The organism is Saccharothrix longispora (assembly GCF_030852425.1).
GTDB classification, from domain to species: domain Bacteria; phylum Actinomycetota; class Actinomycetes; order Mycobacteriales; family Pseudonocardiaceae; genus Actinosynnema; species Actinosynnema longispora.
Genome location: NZ_NSDM01000025.1, coordinates 1 through 15,225 on the forward strand (window position 1 = coordinate 1; position 15,225 = coordinate 15,225).

2 protein-coding genes are annotated in these 15,225 nt (G+C 73.8%); both read left to right on the plus strand.

What is annotated here, in order from left to right:
- A partial coding sequence (locus tag CKY47_RS34605) for an SDR family NAD(P)-dependent oxidoreductase (protein WP_371320785.1) occupies nucleotides 1–4,837 on the plus strand: 4,837 nt, incomplete at its 5' end.
- Between the two features lie 57 nt (nucleotides 4,838–4,894).
- Entirely contained in the window at nucleotides 4,895–15,187 is a 10,293-nt protein-coding gene (locus CKY47_RS34610; protein ID WP_306750588.1) for an SDR family NAD(P)-dependent oxidoreductase, read from the plus strand.
- Nucleotides 15,188–15,225: the final 38 nt, after the last annotated feature.

A 15,225-nucleotide genomic window follows, 5' to 3' on the forward strand; every position in this document is an offset into this window, starting at 1 on the left:
GCAGCGGTTGTTGTTGGAGACGTCGTGGGAGGCGGTGGAGCGGGCGGGTATCGATCCGTTGTCGTTGAAGGGGAGTCGTACCGGTGTGTTCGCCGGGATCATGTACCACGACTACGGCGCGCGGATAACCGACGCCCCGGATGACGTCGAGGGCTACCTCGGAAACGGCAGCGCGGGCAGCATCGCCTCGGGCCGGGTGGCGTACGCGTTGGGGTTGGAGGGGCCGGCGGTGACGGTGGACACGGCGTGTTCGTCGTCGTTGGTGGCGTTGCACCTGGCGGCGCAGGCGTTGCGGTCGGGTGAGTGCTCGGCGGCGCTCGTCGGCGGTGCGACGGTCATGTCCACGCCCGCGACGTTCGTGGAGTTCAGTCGGCAGCGGGGGTTGTCGGCGGATGGTCGGTGCAAGGCGTTCGGTGCGGGTGCGGACGGCACGGGCTGGGCCGAGGGTGTCGGTGTGTTGTTGGTGGAGCGGTTGTCGGATGCCCGGCGGCTCGGTCACTCCGTGTTGGCGGTGGTGCGTGGTTCGGCGGTGAACCAGGACGGTGCGTCGAACGGGTTGACCGCGCCGAATGGTCCGTCGCAGCAGCGGGTGATCCAGCAGGCCCTGGCGTCGGCCGGCCTGGTGGAATCCGATGTGGACATCGTCGAGGGGCACGGCACCGGCACGAAGCTGGGTGATCCGATCGAGGCGCAGGCGTTGTTGGCGACGTACGGGCGTGGTCGGGGTCGTCCGTTGTGGCTCGGTTCGATCAAGTCGAACATCGGTCATACGCAGGCGGCTGCGGGTGTGGCGGGTGTGATCAAGATGGTGATGGCGATGCGGCATGGTGTGTTGCCGCGCACGTTGCACGTGGATGAGCCGTCGCCGCACGTGGACTGGTCGGTGGGTGACGTCCGGTTGTTGACGGAGTCGGTGGAGTGGGCTTCGTCGGGTCGTCCGCGTCGGGCGGCGGTGTCGTCGTTCGGGATCAGCGGCACCAACGCCCACGTCATCATCGAACAGGTCCCACAACCGGAAACCAGTCCCTCGCCCGAGGTCGGCGGCATCGTGCCGTGGGTGCTGTCCGGGCAGACGGCGGAAGCGGTGCGCGAACAGGCCCGGAGGCTGGCGGTCGTCGACGGCGCCGCGATCGACGTGGGCCTGTCGCTGGCGACCACGCGCCCCCGGCTCACCGCGCGGGCGGTCGTGTGGGGTGATCACGCGAACGGACTCGCGAACCTGGCGGACGGTTCCGGCAGCGTGGTGGAGGGCATGGTTCTCCCGGGTCGTTCGGCGTTCTTGTTCTCGGGTCAGGGTTCGCAGCGGGTGGGTATGGGGCGTGGGTTGTATGCGGCGTTCCCGGTGTTCGCCGCTGCGTATGACGAGGTGGTCGCGGGGTTGGGTGGGGCGTCGTTCTTCGGCGTTGACGTGGAGGTGTTGAGCGGGACGGGTGTGGCGCAGCGTGCGTTGTTCGCGTTGCAGGTGGGGTTGTTCCGCTTGTTCGAGTCGTGGGGTGTGCGGCCGGATGTGTTGGTGGGGCATTCGGTGGGGGAGATCGCGGCGGCCCACGTGGCCGGGGTGTTGTCGTTGGATGATGCCTGTCGGTTGGTGTCGGCCCGCGCGGATTTGATGGAGGCGTTGCCGTCGGGTGGGGCGATGGTGGCGGTGGAGGCGGCCGAGGACGAGGTCGTGCCGCTGTTGACGGACGGTGTGTCGGTGGCGGCGGTGAATGGTCCGCGTTCGGTGGTGGTGTCCGGTGAGGCCGGGGCCGTGGACGCGGTGGTGGCGCACTTCGCGGATCGCAAGACGTCGCGGCTGGCGGTGAGCCACGCGTTCCACTCGCCGTTGATGGATCCGATGCTCGACGAGTTCGCGGCGGTGGTGGGCGGGTTGGAGTTCCACGAGCCGCGCATCCCGATGCTGTCGCCGGTCGCCGAGGCCGACTACTGGGTCCGGCACGTCCGCGACGCGGTCCGCTTCGCCGACCAGGTGGCCGAACTGGACCGACGCGGCGTCTCGAAGTTCCTGGAGATCGGGCCGGGCGTTGTGCTGACGGCGCTGACCAGGGGGTGCTTGCCCGACTCGGAGATCATCGTGGTGCCGACCCTGCGCGCCGACCGGGACGAGGCGGAGACGACAGTCGGGGCGCTCGCGGAGCTGTTCGTCCGGGGCGTCGAGGTGGACTGGTCGTCGTTCTACCCCGGCGCGCGGCGCGTCGACCTGCCCACCTACCCGTTCCAGCGACAGCGCTACTGGCTGTCGGCGGGGCCGCCTCGTTCCGCCGGGGCCGCCGGCCTCGGTCTCGGCTCCACCGGCCACCCGCTGCTGGGCGCGGTGGTGCCCGTGCCGGACCAGGACGAGTACCTGCTGACCGGCACGCTCTCGCTGAGGTCGCACCCCTGGCTCGCCGACCACGTCGTGAACGGCGCGGTGCTCCTGCCCGGCGCGGCGTTCGTCGAGATGGCGATCCGCGCCGGTGACGAGTCGGGCTGCGACCTGCTGGAGGAGTTGACGACCGGCGAACCGCTCGTGCTTCCCGAACGCGGCGGCGTCGCGGTGCACGTGCGCGTCGCCGCACCGGACGACTCCGGTCGCCGTGCGGTGACCGTCCACTCCCGCGCGGACGGGGACGGGGAACCGTGGGTCCGGCACGCCACAGGCGTCCTCGCCGCGTCCACCGGGCACGAGGCCCCCACCGCGTCGGTCACCACCGGCGAACCGGTCGACCTCGACGGCTACTACGACCTGCTGGCCGGGACCGGCCTGGGGTACGGGCCCGCGTTCCGGGGTCTGGAAGCCGCGACGCACGACGGCGCGTGGGTGCTCGCCGACGTCCGGCTGCCGGACGAGGCGGGCGACGCCGCCGGCTACGGCCTGCACCCCGCGCTCCTCGACGCGATGCTGCACGCGATCGGCGCCGGTGGCCTCGTGTCCCCGGACGACGGTCCGCACGTCCCGTTCTCGTGGAGCGGCGTGCGGTTGTGGTCCACGGGCGCGTCGGCCGTCGCGGTCGAGGTGACCGGGCGCGGTGACGGAGTCGTGGCGCTCGTCGCCCGGGACGCGGCCGGCGGACCGGTGCTGTCCGTCGATTCGCTGGTGCTCCGGAGGGCCGCGTCGACCGCACGGCACGACGGGGGGCGGTTGTTCGCCCTGGAGTGGCAGCCGCTCGACCTGCCGTCGCCAGGTGGCGTGGACGTGGACGTGCTGGAGGTCCCGCCGACCGCGGACATCCGAGCCGCCCTCGCCCACGTGCTGCCCGCCCTCCAGGACCGGCTCGACGGTGACGACACGTCCCCGGTCGTGGTGCTGACCCGGGACGCGGAGACCGAGCCCGCGCAGGCGGCCGTGTGGGGCCTCGCGCGGTCCGCGCAGACCGAGTACCCCGACCGCGTGGTGCTCGTCGACCACGACGGGACGCCCGAGTCGCGGGCGGCGCTGGTCGCCGTGCCGGGCGCGGGCGAACCGCAGGTGCGCCTGACCCGCGGTGCGGCGGCCGTGCCGCGCCTGGCGCCGGTCGCTCCCGGTCAGGACGGTCCGTCGCTTGCCGGCGGCACCACCCTGGTGACCGGAGCGTCGGGCCTGCTCGGCGGTGTCGTCGCCCGGCACCTGGTGCGGGTGCACGGTGTCCGGCACCTCGTGCTGACAAGCCGCCGGGGCGGGGACGCGCCCGGCGCCGAAGAACTGCGGGCCGAACTGGTGGCCCTGGGTGCGGACGTCACGTGGGGCGCGTGCGACGTCGGCGATCGGGACGCGGTCGCCGCCCTGCTGGCCACCGTGCCCGCCGACCGGCCGCTCACGGCCGTCGTGCACACCGCCGGCGTGCTCGACGACGCCGTGCTCGCCGACCTGGACGTCGCGCGCGTCGACGCCGTGCTGCGGCCCAAGGTCGACGCGGCACTGGTCCTCCACGAGCTGACCGCCCACCTCGACCTGTCGGCGTTCGTGCTGTTCTCCTCGCTGTCCGGCCTGCTGGGCGGGGCCGGACAGGGCAACTACGCCGCCGCCAACGCGTCCCTCGACGCGGTGGCGCGACAGCGCCGAGCGGCCGGTCTCCCGGCCACGTCCATAGCCTGGGGCCCCTGGGAGTCCGGTGGCATGACGGACGCGCTGACCGACGTCGACCGACGGCGGATGGAGCGCTCGGGCCTGCGGCCCCTGACCGCCGAGGGCGGTGCGGCGCTGCTGGACGCCGCGCTGCGGTCGGATCACCCGGTGGTCGCCGCCGTCCGGCTGGACACCGCCGCCCTGCGCACCGCCGAGACCGTGCCGCCGCTGTTGCGAGGACTCGTGCGGTCGACCGCACGACCGACGGCCCGAACCGAGGCGGACGGGACGCCGCACCTCGCCGAGCGGCTGGCCGCCCGGCCCCCGGCCGACCACCAGAAGATCGTGCTCGACATCATCCGGACCGAGGTGGCCGGCGTGCTGGGCCACGCCACCGGTTCCGGCGTCCAACCCGACCTGCCGTTCCAGGACCTCGGGTTCGACTCGCTGACCGCCATCGAGCTGCGCAACCGGCTCACCGCCGTCACCGGCCTGCGGCTGCCCGCGACGCTCCTGTTCGACCACCCGGCACCCCGCGTCCTCGCCCAGCACGTCCTCCGGGAGATCGCTCCGGCGGCCACAACCCCAGGGAAGTCCCTACTTGTCCACGTCGACGCGCTCCAGCAGGATTTGAAGGCGAGGGGACCGGGCGACGACGAATTGGAACTGGTCGCCGAACGATTGCGCACACTGCTCGCGGACATCGGGAAAACCGCTGCCGGGCAAGACGTCGACGAGCCCGCCGACAGCCTTGAGTCGGCGACCGACGACGAAGTTTTCGACCTGCTCGGCCGGGAGTTCGGAATTTCCTGAGAAACACGGGGTTCGCCGGCGCCGAGTCCATGCCGTACTGGTGAGGGGTGATTTCGGGTGGCGAACGAGGAAAAGCTCCGCTACTTCCTCAAGAGGGCCACGGTCGAACTCCAGGACACGCGGGAGCGGCTGAAGCAGGTCGAGGAGCGCGCGAGTGAACCGATCGCCATCATCGGTATGAGCTGCCGATACCCCGGCGGGGTCGGTTCCCCCGAGGACCTGTGGCGACTCGTCGCCACAGGTTCGGACGCGATCTCGGAGTTCCCGACCGACCGCGGCTGGGACCTGGACGAGCTGTACCACCCGGACCCGGACAATCGCGGCACGAGCTACGTGCGGCACGGCGGATTCCTCTCCGGTCTGCCTCTCTTCGACGCGGAACTGTTCGGCATCTCGCCCCGCGAGGCACTGGCGATGGACCCACAGCAGCGATTGTTGCTGGAAGCGTCGTGGGAAGTGTTCGAACGAGCAGGGATCGACGCCGACACCGTGCGCGGTAGCGACACCGGCGTGTTCGTCGGCGTGATGAACCACGAATTCCTCGGTGTTGCGCAGAACGCCGCCGAGGACGTCGAGGGATACCTCGGCACCGGCACCTCCGGCAGTGTCGCCTCCGGTCGGATCGCCTACACGTTCGGTTTGGAGGGGCCGGCGGTGACGGTGGACACGGCGTGTTCGTCGTCGTTGGTGGCGTTGCACCTTGCGGCGCAGGCGTTGCGGTCGGGTGAGTGCTCGTTGGCGCTCGCCGGCGGCGTCACGGCCATGGTCGGCGCGGCGACGTTCATCGGCTTCAGTCGGCAGCGGGGGTTGTCGGCGGATGGTCGGTGCAGGGCGTTCGCGGCTGGTGCGGACGGCACGGGGTGGGGTGAGGGTGTCGGGTTGTTGTTGGTGGAGCGGTTGTCGGACGCCCGCCGCAACGGTCACACCGTGTTGGCCGTGCTTCGGGGTAGTGCGGTGAACCAGGATGGTGCGTCGAATGGTTTGACGGCTCCGAATGGTCCGTCGCAGCAGCGGGTGATCCGGCAGGCGTTGGGTTCGGCGGGTTTGTCGGTGTCCGATGTGGATGCGGTGGAGGCGCACGGGACGGGTACGGCGTTGGGTGATCCGATCGAGGCGCAGGCGTTGTTGGCGACGTACGGGCGTGGTCGGGATCGTCCGTTGTGGCTCGGTTCGATCAAGTCGAACATCGGTCATACGCAGGCCGCCGCGGGTGTGGCGGGTGTGATCAAGATGGTGATGGCGATGCGGCATGGTGTGTTGCCGCGCACGTTGCACGTGGATGAGCCGTCGCCGCACGTGGACTGGTCGGTGGGTGACGTCCGGTTGTTGACGGAGTCGGTGGAGTGGGCTTCGTCGGGTCGTCCGCGTCGGGCGGCGGTGTCGTCGTTCGGGATCAGCGGCACCAACGCCCACGTCATCCTCGAACAGGCTCCCGCCGTCGAGACCGCGCCGGAACCGGCCGTCGACCGGGTGCTGCCGTGGGTTTTGTCGGCCAAGAACGGGCAGGCCCTGCGCGCCCAGGCCGCACAACTGTCCGAGGTGGACCTGAACCCGGCGGACGTCGGTCTCTCCCTGGCGACCGGTCGCGCGATGCTGGAGCACCGCGCGGTCGTGTGGGGTGACGTGGTCGCGGGAATGACCGCCGCCGTCACCGGGCAACGCCACCACGGCTTGACCACCGGCAAGGCGGAGACCGACGGCGGACTCGTGTTCTTGTTCTCGGGTCAGGGTTCGCAGCGGGCCGGTATGGGGCGTGAGCTGCACGCGGCGTTCCCGGTGTTCGCCGCTGCCTATGACGAGGTGGTCGCGGGGTTGGGTGGGACGTCGTTCTTCGACGTGGGTGCGGAGGCGTTGGCGCGGACGGGTGTGGCGCAGCGTGCGTTGTTCGCGTTGCAGGTGGCGTTGTTCCGCTTGTTCGAGTCGTGGGGTGTCCGACCGGATGTCCTTGTCGGGCATTCGGTGGGGGAGATCGCGGCGGCCCACGTGGCCGGTGTGCTGTCGCTGGAGGATGCCTGTCGGCTGGTGTCGGCCCGTGCGGATTTGATGCAGGCGTTGCCGTCGGGTGGGGCGATGGTGGCGGTGGAGGCGGCCGAGGACGAGGTCGCGCCGCTGTTGACCGACGGTGTGTCGGTGGCGGCGGTGAACGGGCCGCGTTCGGTGGTGGTGTCCGGTGAGGCCGGGGCCGTGGACGCGGTGGTGGCGCACTTCGCGGACCGCAAGACCTCGCGGCTGGCGGTGAGCCACGCGTTCCACTCGCCGTTGATGGACCCGATGCTCGACGGGTTCGCGGCGGTGGTGCGGGGACTGGAGTTCCACGAGCCGCGCATCCCGATGCTCTCCCCGGTCGCCGAGCCCGACTACTGGGTGCGGCACGTCCGCGACGCGGTGCGGTTCGCGGATCAGGTCGCGGAGCTGGACGAGCGCGGCACGACGAAGTTCCTGGAGATCGGCCCTGCCGGCGTGCTGACCGCACTGACACGGAACTGCCTGCCTGATTCGGAAATCCTCGCGGTCCCCACCTTGCGGGCCGACCGGCCGGAGGAACCCTCGGTGGTCGAGGCCCTGGCCGAGCTGCACGTGAACGGTGTCCGGGTCGACTGGACGCCGTTCTTCCCCGGCGGCCGGCGCGTCGACCTGCCCACCTACCCGTTCCAGCGTGAGCGGTACTGGTTGTCGCCGGCCCCGAAAACCTCCGCGTCCGGCCTGGGCCTCACCTCGGTGGCGCACCCCCTGCTCGGTGCGACCGTGCCGGTCGCGGACGACCAGGGCACGCTGCTGACCGGCCGGCTCTCGCGCGCGGAACTGCCCTGGCTCGTCGACCACGCGGTCGACGGCGTGGTCGTCGTCCCCGGTGCGCTGATCGTCGAACTGGTCGTCCGGGCCGGTGACGAGGTCGGCTGCGGTGTCGTCGACGACCTGACGCTCGAAGCGCCGCTCGTCCTGCCCGAGCACGGACACGTCGCGGTGCAGGTCTGGGTGGGGGAGGCGGACGGGGACGGCCGCCGGCCGATGACCGTGCACGCCCACACCGACGAGGACCGGCAGCGGATCGCGTCCGGTGTGCTGGGCGAGAACGTGCCCGGTGTCGCGACACCGCCCGAGTGGCCCCCCGCCGGCGCGACCGGCGTGGACGTGGACGACCTGTACGACCGAATGGCCGACCTCGGCTTGGACTACGGCCCGGCGTTCCGGGGTGTGCGCGCCGCGTGGCGCTCCGACGCGGGGCTGCACGCCGAGTTGAGCCTGCCCGGCACCGCGGCCGACGAAGATGCCTTCGCGCTGCACCCGGCGCTGCTGGACTCGGCGCTGCACGTCCTCGGGGTCGGCGGCCTGCTGCCCGACGGCGGTCCCGCGCTGCCGTTCTCCTGGAAGGGCGTGGTGCTGTGGGCGGCGGGGGCGCGCGACCTGCGCGCCACGCTCACCGCCATCGGCCCGGACGCGGTCTCGCTGGACCTCGCCGACACGAGTGGCGCTCCCGTGATGTCGGTGTCGCGGTTGACCCTGCGGGCGTTCGCCCCCGGCTCGCTGCGGCCCCGGGAGGACGAACACCTGTACGCCGTCGAGTGGGCCCCGGTGACCGTCCGCGAACCGGCGGGGGCGGAATCCTGGGCCGTGTCCAGCGCACCCGCCGCGAGCACCACGGCCGCCGGCGTGCGCGACGTCCTCGCCTCGGTCCTGGCCTCGGTGCAGTCGTGGCTGGCCTCCGAGGACGCCGACGTCCCGCTGGTGATCACCACCCGCGCGGCGGTGGGCGTGGGGGACGAGGAGGTCGACCCGGTCCAGGCCGCCGTGTGGGGGCTGGTGCGGTCCGCGCAGTCCGAGCACCCCGGCCGGTTCGTGCTCGTCGACCTGGACGGTGACGACGCGTCCGCCGGGACCGTCCCGGCGGTGGTGGCGAGCGGCGAACCGCAGGTGGCGGTGCGCGGTGGCCGGGTGTTCACGCCCGGTCTCGCGCGCGTGGCGGCGGGAACCGCAACGCCGCGCTTCGGGACCGGCGCGGTGCTGGTCACCGGCGCGTCCGGCGCGCTGGGCGGACTGCTCGTGCGGCACCTGGTCGAGGAGCACGGCGTGCGCAGGCTCGTCCTGGTCAGCCGGCGCGGCCCGGTCGAGGACCTGGAGCGGCTGCCCGCCGACATCACGTGGGTGGCGTGCGACGTCGCCGACCGGGACGCCCTGGCCGAGGCCTTGGCCGGGCTCGACGTGTCGGCCGTCGTGCACGCGGCGGGCGCGCTGGACGACGGCGTGGTCACCGCGCTGACGCCCGGGCACCTGGACGCGGTGCTGCGCGCCAAGGTCGACGCGGTGCTCGCCCTGCACGAGCTGGTCGGCGACGTGGACGAGTTCGTCACCTTCTCCTCCCTGGCGGGCGTGCTCGGCACACCCGGCCAGGCGAACTACGCGGCGGCCAACGCCTTCCTCGACGCCTTCGCCCGCCGCCGTCGGTCCTCCGGGCTCCCGGCGCGGTCGTTGGCGTGGGGGCTGTGGGCCACGGGCGGCACGGGAGCGGTGGCCGACCGCGACCGGATGGCGCGCGGCGGTGTGCTCGCGCTGCCCGCCGAGACCGGCCTGCGCCTGTTCGACCGGGCGCTCGCGGTCGACCTCGCCGCAGTCGTGCCCGCCGCGCTGGACTTGGCCGGACTGCGCGGTGAGCGGCAGGTCCCGGCGCTGCTGCGCCGGCTGGCGGGTGTCCGGCAGGGCCGTCGCGCGGTGAGCGTCCCCGGGGCGACCGGCCTGGTCGGGGCCGGTGTGCTCCCCGCGGACCGGCCCGCGGCCGTGCTGCACCTGGTGTGCGTGGAGGTGGCGACCGTCCTCGGCCACGCCTCGGCGACCGCCGTCGACCCCGGCCGCTCGTTCAGCGACATGGGCTTCGACTCGCTGACCGCGGTCGAGCTGGCGAACGGCCTGCGCACGGCGACGGGTCTGCGGCTGCCCGCGACCCTGGTGTTCGACCACCCGAGCCCCGCGGTGCTGGCCGGGTACGTCCACGACGAGCTGTTCGGCGCCGCGGACGAGCCGGTCGCGACCGCGCCCGCCGCGGTGCCGCCGGACGAGCCGATCGCGATCGTGGGGATGAGTTGCCGCTACCCGGGCGGCGTCCGGTCGCCGGAGGACCTGTGGCGGCTCGTGGACGACGGAGTGGACGCCATCGCCGGGTTCCCGACCGACCGGGGCTGGGACCTCGCCGGGCTGTTCGACCCGGACCCCGACCACCCCGGCACCTCCTACACGCGGCGGGGCGGGTTCCTGCACGACGCCGCGGCGTTCGACGCCGGTTTCTTCGGCATCAGCCCGCGCGAGGCGCTGGCGATGGACCCGCAGCAGCGGTTGCTGCTGGAGGCGTCGTGGGAGGCGGTCGAACGGGCGGGCATCGACCCGGCCACGCTCAAGGGCCACCCGGTCGGGGTGTTCGCGGGCGTGATGTACCACGACTACGCGCAGAACGTGCGCTCCCTGCCGGACGGTGTCGAGGGCCTGCTGAGCACCGGCGGCTCGGGCAGCGTCGCGTCCGGCCGGATCGCCTACGCCTTCGGCTTCGAGGGGCCGGCCGTCACCGTGGACACGGCGTGCTCGTCCTCGCTGGTGGCCCTGCACCTGGCCGTGCAGTCGCTGCGGTCGGGGGAGTGCTCCCTGGCCCTGGCGGGCGGTGTGACGGTCATGTCGAGCCCGACGACGTTCGTGGAGTTCAGCCGGCAGCGTGGCCTGTCGGTCGACGGCCGGTGCAAGGCGTACGGCGCGGGCGCGGACGGTACCGGCTGGGGCGAGGGCGTCGGCGTCCTGCTCGTGGAGCGGCTGTCCGACGCGGTGCGCAACGGGCACCCGGTGCTCGCGGTGGTGCGGGGGTCCGCGGTGAACCAGGACGGCGCGTCCAACGGCCTCACCGCGCCGAACGGCCCCGCGCAGCAGCGGGTCATCCGGGCGGCCCTGGCCTCGGCCGGGCTGACCCCCGCGGACGTGGACGCCGTCGACGGCCACGGCACGGGCACCGTCCTGGGCGACCCGATCGAGGCGCAGGCCCTGCTGGCCACCTACGGCCGCGACCGCGACCGGCCGCTGTGGCTGGGGTCGGTGAAGTCGAACATCGGTCACACGCAGGCCGCCGCCGGTGTCGCGGGGGTCATCAAGATGGTCATGGCGATGCGCAACGGAGTGCTGCCGCGCACCCTGCACGCCGACGAGCCGTCGTCGCACGTGGACTGGTCGGTCGGTGACGTGCGGCTGCTGAGCGAGGCCGTGGCCTGGCCCGAGGCGGGGCGCCCGCGCCGCGCCGGTGTGTCGTCGTTCGGCGTGAGCGGCACGAACGCGCACGTCATCCTAGAACACGCCGCCGCCGAGGAGTCCCCGGCCGCCGCGCCGGTGGACCGCGTCCTGCCGTGGGTGCTGTCCGCCAAGACCGCGGACGCGCTGCGCGAGCAGGCCGCCCGCCTCGCCCGCCACCTCGACACCCCGGGCGTCGACCCGGTGGCCGTCGGGCACGCCCTGATCTCGGACCGCGCCTCGTTCGCGCACCGAGCCGTCCTCGTCGGCGACCCCGGCGACCTGCCCGACCTGCTGGCCGACCTCTCGGCGGACGCCTCGTCCGCCTCGGTCGTCACCGGTTCGGTCCACACCACCGGCAAGGCCGTGTTCGTCTTCCCCGGGCAGGGCTCGCAGTGGCCGGGCATGGCGAAGTCGCTGCTCACCACCTCGGACGTGTTCCGCGCCCGCGTCGAGGAGTGCGACCGGGCGTTGCGCCCGCACGTGGACTGGTCGCTGCTCGACCTGCTGCTGGAGGAGCCCGACGCGCCCTCGATGGACCGGGTCGACGTGGTCCAACCCGCCCTGTGGGCGGTGAACGTGGCGCTGGCCGCGCTGTGGCGGCACCACGGCGTCGAGCCGGCCGCCGTCATCGGCCACTCGCAGGGCGAGATCGCGGCCGCCGTCGTCGCGGGTGGGCTGTCACTGGAGGACGGTGCCCGCGTGGTGGCCCTGCGCAGCCGCGCCATCACCGCCATCACCGGGGCCGGCGGCATGGTGTCGGTGCCGCTGTCCGCCGCCGAGGTGCTCGACCTGGTCAAGCCCTGGGGCGTGCGCGTCTCGCTGGCCGCCGTCAACGGCCCCGCCGCTGTCGTCGTCTCCGGTGACGCCGACGCGCTCGACGAGCTGGTGGCGTTGTGCGAGGAGCGTCGCGTCCGCGCCCGCCGCGTCGCGGTCGACTACGCCTCGCACTCCGCGCACGTCGAGCGCGTCGAGGAGCGGCTCGCCGAGCTGCTGGCCCCCGTCGCGCCCCGCTCCGGCACGGTCCCGTTCTACTCGACGGTCACCGGCGGGCTGCTGGACACCGCCGCCCTCGACGCGGGCTACTGGTACCGCAACCTGCGCCGGACCGTGCGCTTCGAGGACGCGCTGCGGGTGGCGCTCGACGACGGGCACGACGTGTTCGTGGAGAACAGCGCCCACCCGGTCCTGACCTCCGGGATGCAGGACACCATCGAGTCCGCCGGCGTGCCCGCGGCGGTCGTCGGGACCCTGCGGCGCGACAACGGCGGCCCGAACCGGTTCCTGCTGTCCCTCGCCGAGGTCCACGTGCGGGGCGGCCGGGTCGACTGGCCGGTCTCCTACGCGGGCCTCCCGCGCCGCCGCGCGGACCTGCCCACCTACGCGTTCCAGCACGAGGACTACTGGCTGGCCGACAACGGCGCCGACGCGGGCGACGTGACGGCCGCCGGCCTCGCCTCGCCCGGTCACCCGCTGCTCGGCGCGACCGTACCGCTGGCGGACGGTGACGGCGTCGTGCTGACCGGCCGGCTGTCCCTGTCGTCGCACCCGTGGCTGGCCGAGCACGCCGTGGGCGGCGTGGTCCTGGTGCCCGGCGCGGCGTTCGTCGACCTGGCCCTGCGCGCCGGCGACGAGGTCGGCTGCGACCTGCTGGAGGAACTGGTCGTCGAAGGTCCGCTGGTCGTGCCGGACGGCGCGGCCGTGACCCTCCAGGTGGCGGTCGGCGACCCCGACGACGCGGGTCACCGGTCCGTCACCGTGCACTCGGCCGTCGAGGGCGGCCCCTGGTCCCGGCACGCGACGGGCGTCCTGGCGAGCGGGGCCGGGCCGGTCGTGGGGCTCGACCGGTGGCCGCCCCCGGGCGCCGAGCCGGTCGACGTCGACGGGGTCTACCGCGACCTGGAGCGGTTGGGCCTGCAGTACGGGCCGCTGTTCCAGGGGTTGCGCGCGGCCTGGCGCTCCGCCGACGCCGTGTTCGCCGAGGTGGAGCTGGACGAGTCCGCGGACGTCACCGGGTTCGGCCTGCACCCCGCCCTGCTCGACGCCGTCCTGCACGCCGTCGGCGCGGGCGGCCTGGTGCCGCCGTCCGACGACCCGCTGCTGCCGTTCGCGTGGCGCGGGGTCGGACTGCGGGCGGTCGGCGCGCGGTCCCTGCGGGCCCGGCTCACCGCCGGCGAAGACGACGGCGTGTCGCTGCTGCTGGCCGACCCCGACGGCGACGTCGTCGCCTCGGTCGACTCCCTGGTGCTGCGGCCGGTCTCGGTCGACGGGCTCGCCGCGGCGGCCCCCTCGACCGCGGCGGCCTCCCTGCTGCGGCTCGACTGGATACCGCTCCCGGCCGGCACCGGCTCGGACACCGCGCTGCCCACCCTCGACGAGGCGACCGCCGCCGACGGCGACGCGCCGGACGTCGTGGTCCACACCTGCCCGCCGGGACCGGCGGCCGACTCCCCGACCTTCGCGGCCGACGTGCGGGCGCTCGCCGCGTCCACCCTGGCCGTGGTCCAGTCGTGGCTGGAGACCGACCGCTGGGCGTTCTCCCGCCTGGTGGTCGTGACCTCCGGCGCGGCGGCGGTCGGCGACGAGGCCCCGACCGACCCAGGCCAGGCGGCCGTGTGGGGGCTCGTGCGGTCCGCGCAGTCGGAGAACCCGGGCCGCTTCACGCTCGTCGACACCGACGACCCCGCCGGCGTGCCCGCCGCGGCGGCCTCCGGGGAGGCACAGGTCGCCGTGCGTGGCGGAGCGCTCCTGACGCCCAGGTTGGCGCGTGCCGACTCCGACCGGGCGGAAACCGACGTCGACCTCGGCGCGGGGCCCGTGCTGGTGACCGGCGCGACGGGCGCGCTCGGTGCCGTGCTCGCCCGCCACCTGGTCGCCAGGGGCGTCCGCGAACTGCTGCTGACCAGCCGTCGCGGCCGGGACGCGCCGGGCGCGCGGGAGCTGACCGCGGAACTGGAGGCGCTCGGCGCGGCGGTCACCTGGGCCGCCTGCGACGCCGCCGACCGCGACGCCCTCGCCGACGCCCTCGCCGGCGTGCCCCTCACGGCGGTCGTGCACGCGGCCGGCGTGCTGGACGACGGCGTGGTGCCGGCCCTGACGCCCGAACGCCTCGACGCGGTGCTCAAGCCCAAGGTCGACGCCGCCGTCAACCTCCACGAGCTCACCGCGGGCGCGGACCTGAGGGCGTTCGTCCTCTACTCCTCGCTCGCCGGCACGCTGGGCAACCCGGGCCAGGCCAACTACGCGGCAGCCAACGCCTTCCTCGACGCCTTCGCGCAGCGCCTGCGGGCGAACGGCGTCCCGGCCACCTCCCTGGCCTGGGGCCTGTGGGCCTCCGACAGCGCGTTGACCGCAGACCTCGACGACGCCGACCGCAACCGGATGGCCCGCGGCGGTGTGCTGCCGGTCGACCCCGCGGAGGGCATGGCCCTGTTCGACGCGGGCCTGGCGTCCGGACGGCCGGTGCTGCTGCCCGTGCGGCTCGACGTCACGGCGCTGCGCTCGCGCGCAGACCTGCCCCCGCCGCTGCTCGGCCTGGTGCCGGGCGCGGCGCGGCGGCTGGCCGGCTCGGTCCGCGCCGCCTCCGGCGAGGCAGCCCTGCTGCGGCAGCTCGCCGCCGTGCCCCCGGCCAAGCGGCACGACGCCGTCACGGCCGCCGTGCGCGCCGAGGTCGCGGCGGTGCTGGGCCACAAGTCGGCGACCTCCGTGGACGCGACCCTCGCGTTCCGCGACATGGGCTTCGACTCGCTGACCGCGGTCGAACTGCGCAACCGGCTCACGGCCCTGACCGGCCTGCGGCTGTCCGCCACGCTCGTGTTCGACCACCCGACACCGCAGGAGCTGGCCGCCGCCGTGCTCGCCAAGCTCCCCGTCGAGGGCGCGCCCGGCTCCCTCTTCGACGAGGTGGACCGGCTCGTCACCGTCCTAGCCGACGCAGAACCCGACCACACCACCCGGAACCGGATCAAGGTCCGGCTCCAGTCCCTGCTGTCGCGGTGGGACACCCCCGCGACGGCCGGCGACGACGAGGACTTCAGCGCCGTCAGCGACGACCAGCTCTACGAGCTGCTCGACGAGGAACTCGGCGATTCGTGACCAGCGTGCAGACCGGACCGCGTTCAGGAGCAGACGGC